Origin of the sequence: Sphingomonas sp. UNC305MFCol5.2, assembly GCF_000712135.1 — a bacterium.
Taxonomy (GTDB): domain Bacteria; phylum Pseudomonadota; class Alphaproteobacteria; order Sphingomonadales; family Sphingomonadaceae; genus Sphingomonas.
This window is the reverse complement of record NZ_JOOE01000002.1, coordinates 414128-432745: the sequence shown is the minus strand read 5'-3', so window position 1 is coordinate 432745 and position 18618 is coordinate 414128. Positions and strand designations below refer to the sequence as shown.

Sequence of the window (18618 nt, the reverse complement as noted above, 5' to 3'; positions counted from 1 at the left end):
TTGAGATGCGATTTGGATTTCACCACGGCCGCGAGCGCGGCCATGAATGCGGCGGCCGGCATGGCGGACCGCGCGGCTGGGGCCGCGGCTTCGGCGGTGGCTGGGGCGGCATGCACCCGGGCCGTGAAGGCGGCCGCGGACGGCGGATGTTCGACGGGAGCGAGCTTCGGCTCGTCCTGCTCAAGCTGATCGAGGAACAGCCGCGCCACGGCTATGATCTGATCCGCGAGATCGAGGAACGCTCGGGCGGCGCTTATGCCCCGAGCCCCGGCGTGATCTATCCGACGCTGACCATGCTCGACGACATGGGGCTGGTCGAGGCGAAGGCCGAGGGCACGCGCAAGGCGTTCGCGATCACCGAGGCGGGGACCGCGGAACTCAAGGAGAAGGCGGCCGAGGTCGAGGCGCTGTTCCAGCGGCTCGCCGCGCTCGGCGAACACCAGGCGCGGACCAGCGGCGGCCCGATTCGCCGTGCGATGGGCAATTTGCGCGCCGTGTTGCAGGAGCGACTGGGCGGCTCGGAAGTTGATCCCGAGACGTTGCATGCCGTCGCCGACATTCTCGACGAGGCGGCGCGGAAGATCGAGCGGCTCTGAAAATGCCGCGACTGGAGATGCTGCGGCGCCGGCTGGGGCTGGCGCCGCAAGGGAAGGAACGGGACATGACGATCACGACTTCGAGCGCAACGGCCTTGGTGCCGACGTCGAGTGCGAGCAAATATCTCCAGCAATTGTGCAAGCACTGGTCGCACAACCTGCAGGTGGAGTTCACGCCCGAGAACGGGACGGTGATCTTCCCCCGGGACGCCCGCGGCGCCAACCATCCGGGCGACGCCGTCGCGACCTTCAACGTCGCCGAGACGGGGCTCGAGGTGCGCATCGACGCGTCCTCGGAGGAGCAGCTCGAAGGGCTGAAGGGCGCAGTGGCCCGCCACCTCGACCGCTTCGCGTTCCGCGAGGCTCCGCTCGCCTTCGACTGGCGTCATCCGGTGCATTCCTCTCCGGCGTAGTGGGGAGGGCCGCGCGCGAGTGGCGGCAGGGGCTTGGTCGTCAGGCCGTTCCGACATTCAGATTCCCCTCCCTGCAAGGGAGGGGTTAGGGGTGGGTAAGGAAAGCCGGGCTCGACGCCCGGCCTTTCTTTCTTTTTCCGAGCCGCTCGATGGGCTCCCCCGGCCTTCGCCGGAGTCGCACCCACCCCCAGCCCCTCCCTTGCAGGGAGGGGAGTCAGTTTGTTGAATGTCGATACGTGCTAGCGACCCGCTTGCGGTTAGCCCCCCTCCGTCATGCTTCGCATGCCACCTCCCCCGCTTCGCGAGGAGGATTGATGGGCCGCCTATCCACGCTCGCCACCCGCTGCTAGCAAGTCGGATATGCCGGAGAAGCGGGGGATCATCGTTGTCGGGGGAGGTACGGCGGGTTGGTTGACCGCGGCCTATCTCGCGCGCTTCTTCGAGGGGCGGATCGAGATCACGTTGCTCGAATCGCCCGAGATCGGCATCATCGGGGTGGGCGAGGGCGCGTTTCCGACGATCCGCTCGACGCTGCAGTTCCTCGGCATCGACGAGACGCATTTCATCCGCGCGGCATCGGCGACGTTCAAGCAGGGCATCCGCTTCGACGACTGGCTGCACGCGCCCGGGCCGGACGGCGCGCGCCATCATTACCTCCATCCGTTCGAGGCGCCCTTCTACACCGAAGGCGCCAGCCTCGTGCCCTATTGGCTGCTCCAGAACGAGGCGACGCGGCCGCCCTTCGCCGAGGCAGTGACGATCCAGAACCGGGTGGCCGAGGCGCGGCGCGCGCCCAAACGCGCGGGGGAAGGCGATTATGCCGGCCCGCTCAACTATGCCTATCATTTCGACGCGCGGCGGCTTGCCGAGGTGCTCGAGGCGCGTGCGGTCGCGCTAGGCGTCCGCCATCTCCGGGGGCTGCTGACCGGCGTCGAGCTGGCCGAGGACGGCAGCATCGCGCGCATCCATGCCGACGCGCACGGCGCGCTCGAGGCGGACCTCTTTGTCGATTGCTCGGGCTTCCGGGCCGAGCTGATCGGCAAGGCGCTGGGTTCGCCGTTCAAATCGGTGAAGCACCAATTGTTCACCGATCGCGCACTGGCCTGCAAGATTCCCTATGACCGGCCCGACGCGCCGATCGAGAGCTTCACCATCGCCACCGCGCACGGAGCGGGCTGGACCTGGGACATCGGCCTCGAAGGCGCGCGCGGGATCGGCTGCGTCTATTCGTCGGCGCATATGTCGGACGCGGAGGCGGCCGGCGTGCTGCGCGATTATATCGGCCATGACGATTACAAGGCGCGGATCATCCCGTTCGAGCCCGGCTATCGCGAGGCGCAATGGCTGAAGAACTGCGTCGCGGTGGGGCTTTCGGGAGGTTTTCTCGAGCCGCTGGAATCAACCGGGGTGGTGTTGATCGAGGCCGCGGTCGGCATGATCGCCGAGCTGTTCCCGCATAACGGCCCGGTCGATGCGCCGGCCGAACGCTTCAACCGGCTGATGGCCGCGCGCTACGAGAACATCATCAACTTCCTGAAGCTCCATTATTGCCTGAGCCGGCGCGAGGAGCCGTTCTGGCGCGACAATGCGGATCCTGCCTCGATTCCCGAGGCACTGCAGGCTTTGCTGCGGCAATGGCGCTGGCGTCCGCCGAGCCGCTTCGACTTCATCCTCGATCTCGAGAGCTTCGCCTTCTTCAATTATCAGTACATCCTCTACGGAATGGAATTCCGCACCGATCTCTCGTCGGGACGCAGCGATTTCCCGAATGTGGAGGCGGCGGAGAAATTGTTCGCGCGGATCCGCACGTTCAGCGAGCGGGCGATCGAGGACCTGCCGCTGCATCGCGCGGCGATCCGCGAGATCAACGACGGCGTGCCGTCCGGCGTCTAATCGACGCCTTCATTTATCGGCGAGAAAGGCGGCCAGTTCGTCGGGTTCTCCGGTCGGGAAGGCCGATTTGAGATAGTCGAGGAACGCCGATACGCGGGCGCTCAGCAAGCGGCGCGAAGGATAGAGCGCCCACAGGGCGATTTCCGGACCGTCGATGTCGCCCCAATGCACCAGGGTTCCGGCAGCCAGATCGTGGCTGACGAGCGACACGGGAAGCCGTCCGACACCGGCCCCCGCGCGAACCGCGTCGCGGTTCATGACCATCGACGACACGCTGAGAACCGGCTCGACTACGATGCGCAGCTCTCCGTCCGGAGTCTTCACTTTCCAGTCCCCGGCCTGATCGAGCGATCCGCGAACCACCGCGGGCGCTGCCATGCCCTCCGTCGGCCGGGCGACGGAAGGGCTCGCCACCACCACCAGCCGATCGCGCAGGAAGGCGCGACCGACAAGGCTCTGGTCCGGCGCCGGATTGACGCGGATCACGAGGTCATAGCCTTCCTCGATCATGTCAACTGGCCGATCCTCGGTCGTCACTTCGAGCCGGATTTCGGGGAAGCGCGCGGCGAAACCCGCGGCGATCTTTCCCATCGCGATCTGCGAGAACAGCAAGGGCGCGCTGATCCGCAGTCGCCCGCGCGGCGTGTGCCCGCCGGAAGCGATGGCAGCCGCGGTCTCGTTGATCTCGGTGAGCAACGCGCCCGTCCGCTGATGGAGCGTGCGGCCCTCCTCGGTCAGCTTGAGCATGCGCGCCCCGCGCTCGAACAGCCGCACGTCGAGGCTGGCCTCCAGCTCCGCGACCCGGCGGGACAAGGTGGCCTTGGGCCGCCCGGCGGCGCGCGCAGCGCGTCCAAATCCGCCGTGCCGGGCGACAAGATTGAAATCGGCGAGGGCGAGCAGGTCCATGTGTTCCACCAGTGAGACGGTATGTCCAGATATAGCGTCTATTGGCGCGCATGTGGATCACTAATTTCCGGGAATGCCATTTGGCATCAACCAGGAGTTATCCCATGACCATCCTCGTTACCGGCGCTACCGGCCAAATCGGGCGCCACGTCGTCGATCAGCTCATCCATCGCGGCGCCGATGTGCGCGCGCTCGTCCGCGATCCCGCGAAGGCGAGCCTGCCGGCGGGCGTCACCGTCGTTCAGGGCGACCTGCTCGACATCGACTCGCTGCGCGGCGCCTTCGCGGGCGTCTCGACGCTGTTCCTGCTCAACGCAGTGGTGGCCGACGAATTCACCCAGGCGCTGATCGCGCTCAATCTCGCCCGCGAAGCCGGCATTCAGCGGATCGTCTATCTCTCGGTGATCCACAGCGATCTTTACGTGAACGTGCCGCATTTCGCGGGCAAGTTCGGCGTCGAGCGGATGATCGAGCAGATGGGCTTCAACGCCACGATCCTGCGCCCCGCTTATTTCATCCAGAACGACGCCACCATCAAGGACGTGGTGACCGGTTACGGCGTGTATCCGATGCCGATCGGCGGCAAGGGGCTCGCGATGATCGACGCGCGCGACCTGGGGGAGATCGCGGCGATCGAGCTTATCCGCCGCGAGCAGGCCAGCGCGCCGCTTCCGCTCGAGCGGATCACGATCGTCGGCCCCGATACGCTGACGGGTGCTGACATCGCCGCGATCTGGACCGAGGTCCTTGGTCGCCCGATCGCTTATCCAGGCGACGATACCGCCGGCTTCGAGCAGAACCTGCGACAGTTCGCGCCTCATTGGATGGCGTACGACATGCGCCTGATGGCCGATCGCTTCCAGACCGAGGGGATGGTCCCCGCCGCCGGCGATGTCGAGCGCCTCACTGCGCTGCTGGGCCGCCCCTTGCGCACCTATCGCGAATTCGCCGCCGAAATCGGGGCCTGAAGCAGCGCGCGACAAGGAGAATCGCCATGATCTATTCGACCGCCACCGTTCCGGTGAACCCCGAGGGCGAAACCAGGCTGACCCGCGGGCAGGCCTGGGCCGGGCTCGAGCTGAAGGCCCGTGACGCGCGCCTGTTCCTTCCGCCCGGCCTCTGCACCCGTTGCGAGGTCGTGGAGGAAAGCGCGACGCATTTCATCCGCGAAGCCACGATCGGCGGCGCCGAGCTGCGCGAGATCGTCGTGCTGGAGCCGGAACGCAAGGCCAGCTTCTTCCAGGCGGCCGGCCTGCGCGAAGGCGTGATCGTCAACGAGCTCTACGAGGACGAGGACGGCGCGCTTCAATTGCGCTTCTATTGCTATCTCGGCCTGCGCGGCAAAGCGCCGAACAGCCCCGAGGAGCAGGCGGACCAAGCCCAACTCGACGGCGACAACGGGTATAAGGCTGCCCTGCTGTCGACACTGAAGCGCACCCGCGAGTTGCTCGCGGAGGGCAAGCTCTGATCCTGTCGGATACTCGTCCCGAAAAAAGCCCGCTCCGCGATGCGCACGGAGCGGGCACAGGGGGAACTTCAGGCAGTGGCGAGGCGGCCGTCGATCTGGTCGAGCTCGCCGCTCTCGCGGGCTTTCCTGCCATAGACGATCTCGAACACCGGGGTGGCCATCACGGTGGTGACGATCGCCATCAGCACCAGCATCGAGAACAAAGTGGGGCCGATGATGCCCTTTTGCAGGCCGATATTGATGATGATCAGCTCCATCAGCCCCCGCGAGTTCATCAGCGCGCCGATGCCGAGTGCCGTGCGGTTGTCCTCGCCCGAGAAGCGCGCCGCGGCATAGCAGGCGCCGAACTTGGCGAGCACCGACACCGCCAGGATACCCAATGCGATCAGCAGCAGCGATACGGAGTTGACCATGTCCATCCGGGTGTTGAGTCCCGAATAAGTGAAGAACATCGGCAGCAGGAGGACGACTGCGAGCGGCTCGACCTTGCGCTTGAGTTCCTCGACGAACAGCCCGCGCGGCATGCAGGCGCCGATCAGGAAGCCGCCGAAGATCGCGTGGATGCCGATCGCGTCCATCAGGAAGGCCGAGAGACAGAAGAGCAGCATGGTGATCGCGAGCACCTGGCTGCTCATCTCGCCGCGTGCCTCGACGGCGCGGCCCAGCGGGGCAAGCAGCTTGCGGCCGTAGAGGATCATGAAGCCGGCGTAGAGGACGGCGCCGCCGATCGCGATCACTGCGACGCCGGGGCCCGCGCCGAACGTGGCGAGCACCACGGCGAGCACGCACCACGATGCCGCGTCGTCGAACGCGCCGGCGGTGAGCGAGAGCGTGCCGAGCGAGGAATTGGCGAGGCCGCGCTCGTTGATGATGCGTGCCAGCATCGGGAAGGCGGTCAGCGCGATGCACGCGCCCATGAACAAGGTGGCATTGGACTGGCTGATGCCCGGCGTGAACAGTCCCGGTACGCTCAGCAGGAACGGCGTGATCAGCGCGGCGAGCAGGAACGGCGCGGCGATGCCGGCGGCCGATACGGTCGCGGCGCTCTTCGCCTTGGACTGGAAATGGTCGAGACGCAGCGTGAGGCCGACCATGAACATGTACAGGCCGACGCCCAATTGCGCGCCGACATAGAGGACGTTGCGCGTCTCCTTGGGGAAGATCGCGAGCTGGAGATCGGGGAAGAACAGCCCGAGCAGCGAGGGCCCGAGGACGACGCCGGCGATCATCTCGCCGACGACCTGCGGTTGGTGCAAGAATTTCTGGCCCAGCCAGCCGACGACGCGGCAGGCGAGGATGATCACTGCGAGCTGCAGGAAGAAATGGACGCTGAAGTCCGCCGGCGAATAGGTTTTCGCGGCATGGACGGCCGGGCCGTGCGGACTGAGCACGTCGGTCAGCGTGAACCAGGCATTTTCCAGTATTTCGAGCATATAGCCTCCCCAAAACATCCCCTCGCGCGGCAGCTTCGTGCCCGTCGCGTCGCCTCAGGGAGCGCGGCCGGCGGGCCCGGCGCAACTGCAATTCCTGCAGGCGAATGCATTTTTCCGGCCAGGCGGATGTTTCTGTTGCGTGTCGCGCACACAGTAGTAACGTACCTACATGACAACGCGGACAATATAGGTACGTAGGCACGTTATGAAGGTGATCAGCAGCCGCGAATTCAACCAGGACGTGAGCGCCGCGAAGCGACTCGCGCGGCTCGAACCCGTATTCGTCACCGATCGCGGACGGCCCACGCATGTGCTGATGAGCATCCAGGCGTTTCGGCAGATGAGCGGCCAGCGCGAGAGCATCGTCGACCTGCTGGCGATGCCCGGCGCGGACGATGCCGAGCCCGGTCCCGCCGCGGGCTGGGACCGGCGCGAGGACTGGTGATGTATCTGCTCGACACTCCGATCGTCTTCGAACTGCGCAAGGCACGCGCGGGCGATGCCGATCCGGGGCTTGCCGGCTGGGCCGCGGGCGTGGCGCGCGAACGGCTGTTCGTCTCGGCGATCACGCTGGTCGAGCTGGAGGCGGTGGCCCAGCGGACCGCACGCAGCGACAAGGCGGCGGGCGCGGCGCTGCGCGGCTGGATCGACCAGCAGGTGGTGCCGGCGTTCGAAGGCCATATCCTGCCGCTCGACGCCGCGGTGGCGCGCCGCCGCGGGCAAGTTCCGCTCGCCGATACGCGCGACGCTTTGTTCGCCGCCACGGCGCTGGAGCATGGCCTGACCCTGGTCACGCGCAATTCCGCGGCGTTCAGGGGGGCGCGGCTCAAGCTGCTCGATCCCAAGGGCTACCAACCCGACAATATCGACGAAGATGGCGACTGGCGGGCGGCGGCGCGCAACGGGCCTTTATGGCTGCGCAACTTGTTCGTACGGGGCTGAGATATGCTTTCTTAACGCATGATAAGTAACCCTGATTTCCTAGGGGTGAACAGCATGTTCCAGGCAGTCGTGGAATTGGTACCGGGCACGCGGGGCGCTTCGCTGCCGTCGCGGATTTCGCAAGGCGAGCGCCGGGCGAACGACCGCAAGCCGGCCGATATCCAGGCGAGCGTGCGCGCGCGCGGGAGCAAGCTTCGCGTCCGCGCCGAGGTCGTCGATGTCTCCACCGACGGCTGCAGGATCATGGCGACCGATTATGTCGTGGGCGACGAAGTGCTCATCGCGCTGGCGCATCTCGCGCCGATCGGTGGACGGATCTGCTGGGTGCGTGACGGTGCGGCAGGCGTCAAGTTCGGAACGCGGCTCCATCCTTCGATCGTGAGCCATCTCGCCGCGCTCTGACGCTCAGGCTTTCGCGCGCCGATCCATCACTTCGAGATAGGTATCGATCACCTTCTGGTTGATCGCGTCCCATTGATAGGTCTGCGCCTTCGCGTGGCCGGCGGCGCCCTGCGCCTTGTGCAGCGCGGGATCGGCGACGAGGCGGGCGATCGCGTCGGCATAAGCGGTCACGTCGCGCGGGGGGACGAGATAGCCGTTGACCCCGTCCTCGATCAGATCGACCGCGCCGGTCGCGCGTGCGGCGACGACGGGGACGCCGCAGGCCATCGCCTCGAGCGTGACGTTGCCGAAGGTCTCGGTGACCGAAGGATTGAACAGCACGTCCATCGAGGCGACCGCACGGGCGAGATCGTCGCCGCGCTGGAAGCCGGCGAACACGGCTTCGGGCGCGCGCTCGGCGAACCAGTTGCGCGCAGGGCCGTCGCCGATGACGAGGACGCGGTGAGGCACGTCGCGCTCGCGCAAGGCGGCGCAGACGTCGGCGAAGATGTCGAGGCCCTTTTCCAGCACGAGGCGGCCGAGAAAGCCGACCGCGAATTCGTCGTCGGCGATGCCGAGGCCGCGGCGCCACTCGAGGTCGCGGCGGGTGGGGCGGAAGCGCTGATGGTCGACGCCGCGCGACCAGATGCGGACCGGAGTGGTGACGCCCCACGAGCGGATCAGCTCGGCCATGGACTCGCCCGGCGTCACGACCTGATCGACGCGATTGTAGAAGCGGGTCAGCCCCTTGATCATCAGCGGCGCGAGGAAGCCGATGCCGTAATAGGCCGGATAGGTCTCGAAACGGGTGTGGAGCGAGGCGACGGTGGCGATGCCGCGGTCGCGCGCCCAGCTCACTGCGCGGTGGCCGAGTATTTCGGGCGCCGAGACATGGACGAGGTTGGGCTTGAAGGCGGCGAGGTCCTCGCGCGTGGTGCGCGGCAGATGCCACGCGAACTTATATTCGGCGCGGCCGCCCGGGACCGGCAGCGCGGGCACACTCACCAGATCGCCCGTGGGCGGGAATGCAGGCGTGTCGGTGGTCGGCGAATAGACCCGCAGCGTCACGCCCTGGCGCAGCAGATAATCGGCGAGCTTGTTGAGCGCCTGGTTCGCACCGTCGCGTACGTAATTATAATTGCCGCTGAACAGGGCGACGCGGAGGTCGGACGCTTGCATCGCGGGGGCGATAGCGGGGGCCGGGGTGAGGGGCAAGTTCGGGGCCTTTGGGTGGATTGCCATTCACGATCAGACTCCCCTCCCTGCAAGGGAGGGGCAGGGGGTGGGTGCGAGCGTAGCGAGCCCTTCGAGATGCGTGGAAGAAAAGGCCGGGCATCGAGCCCGGCCTTTTCTTACCCACCCCTGACCCCTCCCTTGCAGGGAGGGGGAAGAGTTTAGGGTCGATCCCCCTATCGTCCGGCCCGGGCCGGCAGCAGCGCCTTGTCGATCCGCGCCGCCACGCCGACGCTCCGGCCCGCGAGATTGGGGACAGTGAAGCGGACCGCACTGCCCATCACCTGTGCCGCCTCGGAAAGCGACAACCCGTAATCCTGGCGGAGCCACTGGATCAGCCCGGTGCTCGCCTGCTTGAGCGCCTCGTCGAGCGAGCCGGCCTGGCCGAGCACCATCAATTCGGTGGGGGATTCGACGCGCGGCATCGGCACCGCCTTGCGCTTGACGAGCTCGACGGTGAACTCGACGTCCATCGAAGTCTCCAGCGCATATTGCGATGTCTCGCCGTCGCCCTGGCGGGCATGCGCGTCGCCGAGATAGAGCAGCCCGCCCGGCTGCTGCACCGGCAGCCAGACGCTGTTGCCCTCGACGACCTCCGGGAAGTCCATATTGCCTCCGGCCCGGCCGGTGTCGCCGGTCGACAAAGGCGGCGCGCCGAAGCCGCTCGCCAGCGCCAGCCCGCCGAGCATCGGGCGGACCGGCACGCGGAAATCGCGCAGCGCGCCGCTGGCGCCGTCGGGCGTGGCGTAGCCGGCGTCGCGGTCCAGCCGCCAGCGGACCGGCTTGCCGAGCTTCCCGGCCTCGGGGACCAGCGATGAACCCAGTGCGCGGCCGACGATCGTGTCGAGGCTGTCGGCCCAGTCGCGGTTCAGCCGAAGGCGCTTGATATGCACGATCACCGTGTCGCCCTGCGCCGCGCCGGCGATGAAGAAGGGGCCGGTCTGCGGGTTGCCGAACAATGCGCGGGTGACGCCCTGCGCGTCCATTCCGCCGGAGTCGATCGTCGTGGTGCGCACCGTATCGCCGGGCCAGATCGTCAGGACGGGCGGGCGATCGGGCGAGAAGCTGTTCGAATAGTCGCTCGGGCGGAAATCATGGACCCGCGGACCGCCCGGCGGCCGATCGGGCACGCGGCTGGCAGTGAACGGGTGCCGGACGCGCGCCGAGGGATCGTTGTTGTCGGGAAAGTCGGCGGTGCCTTCGATGCGCTCGCCGCGGACCTCGCCTTCGAAGAGGTACGATGCCCCACGTCCGTCCTTCACCGCGAAGCTGAGACGGCGCCCGCGAACCGTGCCCGCGGCCGCGTCGCCGTCCCAATCGCCGGTCAGGGTCTTGCCGTCGGCGGCGAGGTTCAGCGTCGAATATTCCTTGTTGCCCCAGCGATCGGTGGCGAGGATCCATTGGCCGGTCTGCGCCCGTGCGGCGACCGGGAAGAGCGCGGACATCAGCAACGCAGCGACGAGCAATCGGATCATTTCGGCCTCCCTTTGGACGATTACATCTGTAATCGACAAGTTCCGGGACGCAAGGGCGGTGCGTTGGCGAAATGCAGTTGTTCCCTTCCTGTTCCTACGCTAGCGTGGCGGCATGGCAAAGCCGAAGAAGCGTTATGTGTGCCAGGCCTGCGGGTCGGTGTCCTCGCAATGGGCGGGGCAATGCGGCGATTGCGGCGACTGGAATACTTTGGTGGAGGATGCCGGCGGCGTCGTCACGCCGTTCCAGGCGAAGCATAACCTCCAGTCGGGCGGGCGGGCGATCCAGCTCGTCGGGCTCGACACCGACATCGCGCTGCCCGAGCGGACGGGCACCGGCATCGCCGAGCTCGATCGCGCGCTGGGCGGCGGCTTCGTCGAGGGGAGCGCGACGCTGATCGGCGGCGATCCGGGGATCGGCAAGTCGACTCTGCTGCTCCAGGCGGCGGCGAAGATCGCCAGCCGCGGGCTGAGCGTCGCTTATGTCTCGGGCGAGGAGGCGGCGGACCAGGTGCGGCTGCGCGCGCGGCGGCTGGGGCTGGGCAACGCGCCGGTGCAGCTCGCCGCGGCGACGTCGGTGCGCGATATCCTGACCACGCTCGGCGAAGGCCCGGCGCCGGCGTTGCTCGTGATCGATTCGATCCAGACGATGCACTCGGACCTGATCGAGGGCGCGCCGGGAACGGTGAGCCAGGTGCGCGCAAGTGCGGGCGAGCTGATCCGCTTCGCCAAGGAGCGCGGGACGGCGCTGGTGCTGGTCGGCCATGTCACCAAGGACGGCAGCATCGCGGGGCCGCGCGTGCTCGAGCATATGGTCGATACCGTGCTCGCGTTCGAGGGCGAGCGCAGCCACCAATATCGCATCCTGCGCGCGGTCAAGAACCGGTTCGGCGGCACCGACGAGATCGGCGTGTTCGCGATGCAGAGCGAAGGGCTGGCCGAGATCGGCAATCCCTCGTCGCTGTTCCTGACGCACCGCGACGAGAGCGTGACGGGAACGATCGTCTTCCCCGCGCTGGAGGGCACGCGGCCGGTGCTCGTCGAAGTGCAGGCGCTGACCGTGCGGCTGGCGAGCGGTGCCACGCCGCGGCGCGCGGTGGTCGGCTGGGACAGCGGCCGGCTGGCGATGATCCTCGCGGTGCTCGAGGCGCGCTGCGGGCTGAGCTTCTCGTCGTGCGAGGTCTATCTCAATGTCTCGGGCGGCTACCGGGTACAGGATCCCGCGGCGGATCTCGCGGTGGCGGCGGCCCTGGTCTCGGCGCTGGCGGAGCGGCCGGTGCCCGCCGACGCGATCGCGTTCGGCGAAGTCGCCTTGTCAGGCGAGGTGCGGCCGGTGGCGCATGGCGCATTGCGCTGTCGCGAGGCGGCCAAGCTCGGCTTCGGCCGCGCGATGGCCCCGGCGGCGCAGGCCGATACCGGCGGGCTGCAACTGGCGGGGTTCAAGTCGCTCGGGGCGTTCGTGGATCACTTGCTGGGGCGGTGAAGCTGCTCCCCTCCCTGCAAGGGAGGGGCTGGGGGTGGGTGCGAGCGCCAGCGAGCCCAGCGATGTGCCTGGAAGAAAGAAAAGACCGGGCATCGAGCCCGCTCTTTTCTACCCACCCCTGACCCCTCCCTTGCAGGGAGGGGAGGACCGAACGGCCGCCCTCACCAATCTCGGAGCATGCGCGCCGCTCAACACAGTCCGCAATCACCGGTCGCGAGACCCCCAAGTCCCTCAGCGCGGCAGCGTGATGGGCGGCGAGTAATCGGCCATCGTCATGAACACGCTGTCGACCTTCGTCACCAGCTTGCCGGCGGCCTCGGATGCGGCGACCACTGCGCGCCACTCGGGATCCGCGCCGAACGCCTTCCAGTCCGCCTCGCGTGCCTCGCGGCTGGGATAAGCGAGCACATAGACCACGCGTCCCTCGGGCGCGTCCTTGGTCGGCTGCTCGTTCCAGTAAGCGACGTTGCGCATGCCGTGTTTCTCGAAAAGCTTGAGCGTATGCTCGCGAAACCGGGCGTTGAGCGCGGCGAGCTTGCCGGGCGCGGGATAATAGATGCGCAATTCGTAGACGGCGGTCTGCGGATCGAGCGCCGCGCGCTGGGCAAATGCCGGGGTCGCGGTCGTGGCCAGAGCGAGGCAGGCGAAGAAGACAGGGCGCATTGGCGAACTCCGGAGGAACGGGCTCCGCCACCATATCATCAGGGCTGGCCGAGTGAAGAAGTCCGCAATGCTCCCATGCGAACATTTGCCCGGGCTGGCCGCGATGGTAGGGAGCCTCGACAGGAGGTCGCCATGCAGATTGCCGTTCTGACGTTCGACGGTTTCAACGAGCTGGACTCGTTCGTCGCCGCCGCGATCCTCAACCGGATGAAGGCGAAGGGGTGGCGCGCGCAGATCGCTTCGCCGACGCCCGAAGTCACGTCGATGAACGGCGTGACCGTCCGGCGGCAGCAACCGCTCGAATTCGCGGCCGAAGCCGATGCAGTGATCATCGGCAGCGGCATCAAGACGCGCGAGATCGCCGCCGACCCGGCGCTGCTGGCGCGGCTGACGCTCGATCCCGCCCGCCAGCTGATCGGCGCGCAATGCTCGGGGACGTTGCTGCTCGCGAAGCTCGGGCTGGTGGGGGATCTTCCCGCCTGCACCGACCTGACGACCAAGCCCTGGGTGATCGAGGCCGGCGTGACCGTGCTCGACACGCCGTTCGTGGCGCACGGCAATGTCGCGACGGCGGGCGGGTGCCTGTCGTCGCAATATCTCGCAGCGTGGATCATCGCCCGGCTTGCAAGCGTCCGCGATGCCGAGGAGGCGATCCATTACGTCGCGCCGGTGGGCGAGAAGCAGGCCTATGTCGCGCAGGCGATGGCCGCGGTTGCGCCGTTCCTGCCGGTGACGACCCCGATCGCGGCCTGAGCCATAAACCGTCAGCCCTTAGAGCCTAATGGCTTAACCTTTCCCCGTTCGTTTCGAGCGAAGTCGAGAAACCTGGTCCGCGCTCAAAACCTGTTTCTCGACTACGCTCGAAACGAACGGAGGGGGAATATGTATCTCGCTCTCTACCGACCTCAGAAGCGGAACGTCAGCGCCGCGCTGGCGGTCTGGTCGAGGTTGCGGCGCGAGACGGCGGCGCGATAATCGAGGCTCACCTCCAGCCGCTCGCCGATCGCCGCTGCGATGCCCAGCCCGCCGGCGAAGCCGTCCTCCGCGATCGGCAGGCCGACGCTCTCGAACCGGGCGCCGTCCAGCAGCATCGTGACGCCGGGCACTCTGTCCCCGAACACATGCTGCCAGCCCGCCGTGCCGTGCAGCGAGAGCTTGCCGCCGCCGATCGGGAGCATGGTCTCGCCGCGCAGGCCCAAAGTGGCATAGTTGGTGGCCATGGTGCCGTGCGCCAGCGCGAGCGCCGCGGTGCCGCCGCGTTCCTGTCCCTGTTCGACGTCGAGCGCGACATGGGCGATGTTCGCGAAGGGTTCGAGCGCGGCGCCGCCCAGCTCGAGGCGCCAGGCGAGCTCGGCGAAGGCCTGTGCGGTCGAGGCGCCGTACTCGGCGCGGAGCTGTTCGCCGAGCCCGGCGATCGCGCGCCGGGTCGCGACGTCCTGCCAGCTGAACACCACGCCGGTGCGCGCGGCGAAAGCGCCGAACCGCGCGCCGGCATAGAGGCCGGTGTGATAGCTATCCACATCGGCGTCGCCGCTGCCGCGCAGATCGGCGTGGTGATAGCCGCCGAACACGCCGAGCCGGACGTCATGGTCGGGGATTTGCGCCTCGATCCCGGCAAGCCCGCCCGCCGCCGATCGCTCGAGCCGCGCGGCGTTGCCGTCGCTGCCATAATGGCCCCAGCCGCCGATCGCCTGACCCCAGGCCGATATGCCGGGCTGCGCGAGCGGCGCCCGCATCCGCGCGAGCGCAGTGTCGCGCGTCAGGCGGCTGTCCTCGACCAGGGCAGTGCGCAGCGAGGCGTGGAAATCGCCCGAGACGCTGTCGAAGGCGAGCCGGGCATTTTCCGCGTCGGCGACGACGACCGCGTCGTATAGCGGCCCCGCGACCATGGTCTGCAGCGCCGTGCCCACTGCGCGCTGGTTCTCGCTCAAGGCGACATCCTGGAACTGCACGTCGTTACGGTCGAGCGTCAACCTGACCGCCGACAGCGTGTAGTCGAGCCGCGGGGTAAGGAAGGCGTAGGACGAGGCGACGCTGTCGAACCGGCCCTCGATCCCGCCGTCGGCGATCAGGATCGTATAGGTGGCGGAGGGTCGATAGGTGCCGCTGCTGCCGATGTGAAAGACCGAACCGGCGAGATGCGCGACGCCCTCGACATAGACCATGTCGCTGAGCACGCCCTGGGGATCGACATCGACTTCGAAGCGCGCGCCGGGTTCGAACGTGAGATCGCCGAGAACCCGCATCGACGTGACCGATCCCGCATCGGGTGACCCGGGGCTCGGCCGCGGCGAGAGCGTTCCGCCGCGCTTCACGAACAGCGAACCCACCCAGCCATCACCCGAGAGCATTGCCTTGTCTTCGACGACGACATGGCCGGCCAGCGTACCGTCGACCAGCAACTCGCCGCCGGCGACTCGGGTGGTGCCTTCGAAGGTCCGCGAATGGCCGGTCAGCACCAGCATGCCGCTGCCGGTCTTGGTGAGGCGGCCATCGCCGCGGAACAAGGTGGCCATCGAAACATCGGCAGGCGTATCCAGCTGGAGCTCGCCGCCGCCGAGCAACGTCGTGACTTCGCTCTTGTAGCGATCGGCCTGCGCGACCAGCCGGCCTTCCTCGACGGTCCAGTCGAGCCGGCTTTCCTTGGCGAGGGTGAGCACACCGCTGCCGCGCTTGATCATGTCGCCCGATCGTCCGTTCAGGCCGACGATCATATGGCCGAAAGTGGCGTTCTCGCGTTGATCGAACACGGTGGTGCCGGCGTTGAGCAGGGTGTTGCGGATCGAACCGGTGTTGCCGATCAGCGTCCCGCCCTCGACCTCGGTCGGGCCGGTATAGCTGTTGGCGCCGGAGAGGATCAGCGTGCCGGCATCGGCCTTGACGAGGCGCGTGAAGCCGGAGATCGGCGCGGAAATCTCGGCGACCATAGTGGACGCCCATTCGCTGCCGTCGCCCACGCGGAAGATCGTGCGCTCGTTGCCGGCGAGACGAAGGCCGCTGCCGGAGAGCGTATAGCCGGTGACGGCGAACTGCATCCCGCCGGTCTGGATCGCGCCTGCATTGCCGGCGTCGATCACCACTTGCCCACCGCGCCCCTCGAATACCGAGAAGGCGGTCCCGATGCTGGTCCGGTTCTTCTTGCCGCCGCTATCGGTCCAGCCGGCGAGGTCGCGGCGCCACACGCCGGGGCCGCCATCGACGATTCCGTTGTTGAAGCGCGTCGGATCGCTGCCGTCCCAAAACTGCATCGGGCTGCCGCCGATCTCGGAAACGAGATCGACCGACCACGGGACCGACGTGCGGATCGAGACCAAGGAGCGCTCCTGCCCCGCGGGCAGGCTGCCGATGGCGAGGCCGTTATCGGTGAGCGCGCCCGAATAGGAGATCAGGCGATAGATGCCCGCGCCGATCGGACCGGTTCCGGCGACGTTGAGCGTGCCGTCGAGCGTCAGGTCGCCATTGACCTGGAACAGCTGCGGCGTGCCGACCGTGCCCAGCCGCGCGTCGATGATCGCGCCGGAGTCGAGCGCGAGCGATGCGAGCTTCAGCGTCTCGTCGGGCGCGCCGATCAGCCGCCCGCCCGCACCGACCGTGACGTCGCCGACCGTGCCGGTGCCGCCCAGCCGTCCGCCCGCGCCGACATGCAGCGAACCGCCCAGCGTCCCCTCGACGCGCAGCGCGGTGTCCTGCACTTCGCTATGGCCGGTAAAGCCGCCCGAATTGGCAGCCAGGACGAGCAGACCCTTGCCCGCGGCGTCGAACCGGCCGGCGCCCGACAGGGCGTAGCGATAGGTCGAAGTGACGCCGGCGGTATCGCCCGAGCTGAGTGTCAGCCGTGCGCCATCGGACACCTGGATATTGCCGCCGAACCCTTCGCCCTGGGCGATCAGGCCGCCTTGCTCGACATTCCAGTCGAGCTGGTTGCCGCCGGTCAGCGTCAGGGTGCCCGCGCCACGTTTGGTCATCAGCCCCCATGTGCTGAACAACCCGCTGATATTGCCCTGGAACGTATCGTCGAAGGCCTGGTCGAAGACGACGCTGCCGCCGTTCTCCAGTTCGCCGCGGATCGAATGCGTGTTGCCGATCAGCGTACCGCCGTCGACGCGCGTGCCGCCGGTATAGCTGTTGTTTCCGGTGAGGATCAGCGTGCCCAGCGCGTTGTAGAGCAAGCCGCTGTCGCCGATCAGGCTGCTGTCGATCTGCGCGGTCGCGCCGTCGGCGGTACGGATCGACGTGAAGGCGCCGCCATCCAGCCGGAGCTGGCCGCCGGTCAGGCGATAGCCGCTGACGCCGAACAGCATCGAGCTGATCGCCGGAATGCCTTGGCTGTCGTCGATCGTCACCGTGCCTGGAGCGCCCCGGAACTCCGCAAAGGCCGGTACCGGCTGCATCGGGCCGTTGATCGCGCCGGCGGCATCGGTCCAGTTCGGCGCGGTCGCGCTCCAGATGCCGGAGCCGCCGTCGATCGCATTGTTCTGGTGCAGCGCGGGATTGCCGCCGTCCCAGAAGCGCAGCGTCGGCGCCGCGGCTGTGACCTGACCCGCAGTGGTGGAGGGAGCTGATTCGGGCGAAGGCGGTGGTGCGGGGACAATCGGTGGAGGCGGCGGCGCCACCTGCGCCTGCGCCGCCCCCGATGCCAGCACGGCTCCGACGCTGCAGAGCAACACCGCGCGATAGGTGAAAAAGACTCTTGCCCGCCGCGCAAACGCTCCGTGTCGACCGCCTAGCCGCACAAGCGCCTCCCTTTTTACGCAATACTATAGCGGCATTCCCTCAGGACTGAGCAGGCTTGGCAATGGTTTTGCGCCAACACGTGAAGACGACGCGGGGAGACGATTCCGCGGCATCCGCCGTCGGCGCGGAAGGGCTATCAATCCGCCGTGCGGCATCGCACTATGGCGCCATGAAGCAATCGACTGCGATCAAGATCGCCACCGGCGTCGCCGCCGCTGCCATTGGCGGCCTGTTCCTCTATTCGCGTGCGACGCGGCCGCCGGTGATCAATCCGCAAGTGCCCGAGCCCGCAAAGCCGGTCGAGCTGGCGCGCTATCTCGGCAAATGGTTCGAGCTCGCCCGGCACGAGAACCGCTTCCAGAAGGGGCTCGACGGCGTGACGGCGGAATATGCGCTGGACGAGGACGGTCGGATCAGCATCGTCAACAGCGGCGTACAGGGCGGACCCCGCGGCGAGCGCGGCTATATCGAGGGCCATGCGATCGTCGCCGACGATGCGACCAACGCCAAGCTCAAGGTGTCGTTCTTCGGACCGCTCTACACCGGCGATTATTGGGTGCTCGATCATGGCGATGATTATGAATGGTCGATCGTCGGCGAGCCGAGCGGACGCTATCTCTGGCTGCTGAGCCGCGAGGCGAAACCCGCTCCTGCCGTGGCCGAAGCTTTGCTCAAGCGCGTCGAGGCGCTGGGCTATGACCGCTGGGCGCTCAGGATCACGCGGCAGGGGTGAGCGGGCCGGTCAGCCGTCTGCTTTCGACCTGGCAATGTAGGATTTGCTATGTCAGCATCCCGCCACGCTCTTTGAAATTGTCGAGATCAGCGCAAATCGTCACGTAACAATCTTACATTTTCGCGCAACGAACGTTCACGATTCGCGGGAAAAGTGCGAAGTTAAGCCGCTCGAATCCTATTCTTGCGATTCGCCGGCGAGCCTGCGTCGAAAGCGGATTTGGTGCCTTTCGCCGTGCCCGGCAGGCGATTATCAGGGCGGCGGGAGG

17 protein-coding genes are annotated in these 18618 nt (G+C 67.4%); 11 read left to right on the top strand and 6 right to left on the bottom strand.

From position 1 onward, the window contains the following. Nucleotides 1-5 precede the first annotated feature (5 nt). The 3 genes from BR78_RS0109200 (at nt 6) to BR78_RS0109190 (ending at nt 2902) form a co-directional block, all read left to right on the top strand. Nucleotides 6-596, top strand: a complete 591-nt coding sequence (locus BR78_RS0109200) for a PadR family transcriptional regulator (RefSeq protein WP_025560603.1) — start codon at nt 6-8, stop codon at nt 594-596. A gap of 65 nt (nt 597-661) precedes the next feature. Further along, nucleotides 662-1009 carry a DUF2218 domain-containing protein gene (locus BR78_RS0109195; protein WP_025560604.1) on the top strand — a complete coding sequence of 116 codons (348 nt, stop codon included), beginning with the start codon at nt 662-664 and terminating at the stop codon, nt 1007-1009. A 360-nt stretch (nt 1010-1369) separates the two neighbouring features. Next, the gene (locus tag BR78_RS0109190) at nt 1370-2902 is read left to right on the top strand and encodes a tryptophan halogenase family protein (protein WP_029936254.1); all 1533 of its coding nucleotides are present in this window, start codon (nt 1370-1372) and stop codon (nt 2900-2902) included. 9 nt (nt 2903-2911) lie between these two features. Here BR78_RS0109190 and BR78_RS0109185 read toward each other — a convergent pair whose 3' ends face one another. Further along, complete coding sequence (locus BR78_RS0109185; protein WP_025560606.1) at nt 2912-3808, bottom strand: LysR family transcriptional regulator; 897 nt, start codon at nt 3806-3808, stop codon at nt 2912-2914. 104 nt (nt 3809-3912) lie between these two features. Between BR78_RS0109185 and BR78_RS0109180 the strand changes: the two genes are divergently transcribed. Both BR78_RS0109180 and BR78_RS0109175 read left to right on the top strand, forming a co-directional pair. Beyond that, nucleotides 3913-4776, top strand: coding sequence for an NmrA/HSCARG family protein (locus tag BR78_RS0109180; RefSeq protein WP_025560607.1), 864 nt, complete (start codon nt 3913-3915; stop codon nt 4774-4776). A 26-nt stretch (nt 4777-4802) separates the two neighbouring features. Then, nucleotides 4803-5276, top strand: coding sequence for an AtaL-like protein (locus tag BR78_RS0109175; RefSeq protein ID WP_025560608.1), 474 nt, complete (start codon nt 4803-4805; stop codon nt 5274-5276). Between the two features lie 68 nt (nt 5277-5344). On the opposite strand, the gene BR78_RS0109170 is transcribed toward BR78_RS0109175, so the two are convergent. Beyond that, complete coding sequence (locus BR78_RS0109170; protein WP_025560609.1) at nt 5345-6709, bottom strand: cation:proton antiporter; 1365 nt, start codon at nt 6707-6709, stop codon at nt 5345-5347. Nucleotides 6710-6914: 205 nt separating this feature from the next. Between BR78_RS0109170 and BR78_RS0109165 the strand changes: the two genes are divergently transcribed. From BR78_RS0109165 to BR78_RS0109155, 3 genes are read left to right on the top strand one after another with little or no spacing between them, the layout of a single operon-like run. Beyond that, on the top strand, nt 6915-7154 hold the full coding sequence (locus BR78_RS0109165; protein ID WP_025560610.1) for a type II toxin-antitoxin system Phd/YefM family antitoxin: 240 nt from the start codon (nt 6915-6917) through the stop codon (nt 7152-7154). Continuing rightward, the gene (locus tag BR78_RS0109160) at nt 7154-7651 is read left to right on the top strand and encodes a PIN domain-containing protein (protein WP_025560611.1); all 498 of its coding nucleotides are present in this window, start codon (nt 7154-7156) and stop codon (nt 7649-7651) included. The genes BR78_RS0109165 and BR78_RS0109160 overlap by 1 nt, the downstream gene beginning before the upstream one ends. 54 nt (nt 7652-7705) lie before the next feature. Beyond that, nucleotides 7706-8053 carry a PilZ domain-containing protein gene (locus tag BR78_RS0109155; protein ID WP_029936252.1) on the top strand — a complete coding sequence of 116 codons (348 nt, stop codon included), beginning with the start codon at nt 7706-7708 and terminating at the stop codon, nt 8051-8053. Between the two features lie 3 nt (nt 8054-8056). Here the strand turns inward: BR78_RS0109155 and BR78_RS0109150 are convergent, their stop codons facing one another. Both BR78_RS0109150 and BR78_RS0109145 read right to left on the bottom strand, forming a co-directional pair. After that, entirely contained in the window at nt 8057-9211 is a 1155-nt protein-coding gene (locus BR78_RS0109150; protein ID WP_025560613.1) for a glycosyltransferase family 4 protein, read from the bottom strand. Nucleotides 9212-9441: 230 nt separating this feature from the next. Further along, nucleotides 9442-10740 (bottom strand): acetamidase/formamidase family protein, encoded by a 1299-nt coding sequence (locus BR78_RS0109145; protein ID WP_197021337.1) that lies wholly within the window; start codon nt 10738-10740, stop codon nt 9442-9444. Between the two features lie 112 nt (nt 10741-10852). On the opposite strand from BR78_RS0109145, the gene radA reads away from it, so the two are divergent. Further along, nucleotides 10853-12220 (top strand): DNA repair protein RadA, encoded by a 1368-nt coding sequence (radA, locus tag BR78_RS0109140; RefSeq protein WP_025560430.1) that lies wholly within the window; start codon nt 10853-10855, stop codon nt 12218-12220. Nucleotides 12221-12451: 231 nt separating this feature from the next. Here radA and BR78_RS0109135 read toward each other — a convergent pair whose 3' ends face one another. Next, complete coding sequence (locus BR78_RS0109135) at nt 12452-12883, bottom strand: NIPSNAP family protein (RefSeq protein WP_037566419.1); 432 nt, start codon at nt 12881-12883, stop codon at nt 12452-12454. Between the two features lie 132 nt (nt 12884-13015). Between BR78_RS0109135 and BR78_RS0109130 the strand changes: the two genes are divergently transcribed. Then, nucleotides 13016-13636: a DJ-1/PfpI family protein gene (locus tag BR78_RS0109130; RefSeq protein WP_025560428.1), complete on the top strand. Its 621-nt coding sequence runs from the start codon at nt 13016-13018 to the stop codon at nt 13634-13636. A 152-nt stretch (nt 13637-13788) separates the two neighbouring features. Here the strand turns inward: BR78_RS0109130 and BR78_RS0109125 are convergent, their stop codons facing one another. Further along, on the bottom strand, nt 13789-17547 hold the full coding sequence (locus tag BR78_RS0109125; RefSeq protein ID WP_231478218.1) for an autotransporter family protein: 3759 nt from the start codon (nt 17545-17547) through the stop codon (nt 13789-13791). Between the two features lie 239 nt (nt 17548-17786). Between BR78_RS0109125 and BR78_RS0109120 the strand changes: the two genes are divergently transcribed. Further along, nucleotides 17787-18350, top strand: a complete 564-nt coding sequence (locus tag BR78_RS0109120; RefSeq protein WP_029725232.1) for a lipocalin family protein — start codon at nt 17787-17789, stop codon at nt 18348-18350. Nucleotides 18351-18618: the final 268 nt, after the last annotated feature.

What these genes read in the sequence shown, in the direction of transcription:
- BR78_RS0109160 (WP_025560611.1), top strand. Translation starts at nt 7,154, where the DNA reads ATGTATCTGCTCGACACTCCGATCGTCTTCGAACTGCGCAAGGCACGC.
- BR78_RS0109200 (WP_025560603.1), top strand. Translation starts at nt 6, where the DNA reads ATGCGATTTGGATTTCACCACGGCCGCGAGCGCGGCCATGAATGCGGC.
- BR78_RS0109165 (WP_025560610.1), top strand. Translation starts at nt 6,915, where the DNA reads ATGAAGGTGATCAGCAGCCGCGAATTCAACCAGGACGTGAGCGCCGCG.
- BR78_RS0109150 (WP_025560613.1), bottom strand. Translation starts at nt 9,211, where the DNA reads ATGCAAGCGTCCGACCTCCGCGTCGCCCTGTTCAGCGGCAATTATAAT.
- BR78_RS0109175 (WP_025560608.1), top strand. Translation starts at nt 4,803, where the DNA reads ATGATCTATTCGACCGCCACCGTTCCGGTGAACCCCGAGGGCGAAACC.
- BR78_RS0109170 (WP_025560609.1), bottom strand. Translation starts at nt 6,709, where the DNA reads ATGCTCGAAATACTGGAAAATGCCTGGTTCACGCTGACCGACGTGCTC.
- BR78_RS0109120 (WP_029725232.1), top strand. Translation starts at nt 17,787, where the DNA reads ATGAAGCAATCGACTGCGATCAAGATCGCCACCGGCGTCGCCGCCGCT.
- BR78_RS0109130 (WP_025560428.1), top strand. Translation starts at nt 13,016, where the DNA reads ATGCAGATTGCCGTTCTGACGTTCGACGGTTTCAACGAGCTGGACTCG.
- BR78_RS0109180 (WP_025560607.1), top strand. Translation starts at nt 3,913, where the DNA reads ATGACCATCCTCGTTACCGGCGCTACCGGCCAAATCGGGCGCCACGTC.
- BR78_RS0109195 (WP_025560604.1), top strand. Translation starts at nt 662, where the DNA reads ATGACGATCACGACTTCGAGCGCAACGGCCTTGGTGCCGACGTCGAGT.
- radA (WP_025560430.1), top strand. Translation starts at nt 10,853, where the DNA reads ATGGCAAAGCCGAAGAAGCGTTATGTGTGCCAGGCCTGCGGGTCGGTG.
- BR78_RS0109145 (WP_197021337.1), bottom strand. Translation starts at nt 10,740, where the DNA reads ATGATCCGATTGCTCGTCGCTGCGTTGCTGATGTCCGCGCTCTTCCCG.
- BR78_RS0109190 (WP_029936254.1), top strand. Translation starts at nt 1,370, where the DNA reads ATGCCGGAGAAGCGGGGGATCATCGTTGTCGGGGGAGGTACGGCGGGT.
- BR78_RS0109155 (WP_029936252.1), top strand. Translation starts at nt 7,706, where the DNA reads ATGTTCCAGGCAGTCGTGGAATTGGTACCGGGCACGCGGGGCGCTTCG.
- BR78_RS0109135 (WP_037566419.1), bottom strand. Translation starts at nt 12,883, where the DNA reads ATGCGCCCTGTCTTCTTCGCCTGCCTCGCTCTGGCCACGACCGCGACC.
- BR78_RS0109185 (WP_025560606.1), bottom strand. Translation starts at nt 3,808, where the DNA reads ATGGACCTGCTCGCCCTCGCCGATTTCAATCTTGTCGCCCGGCACGGC.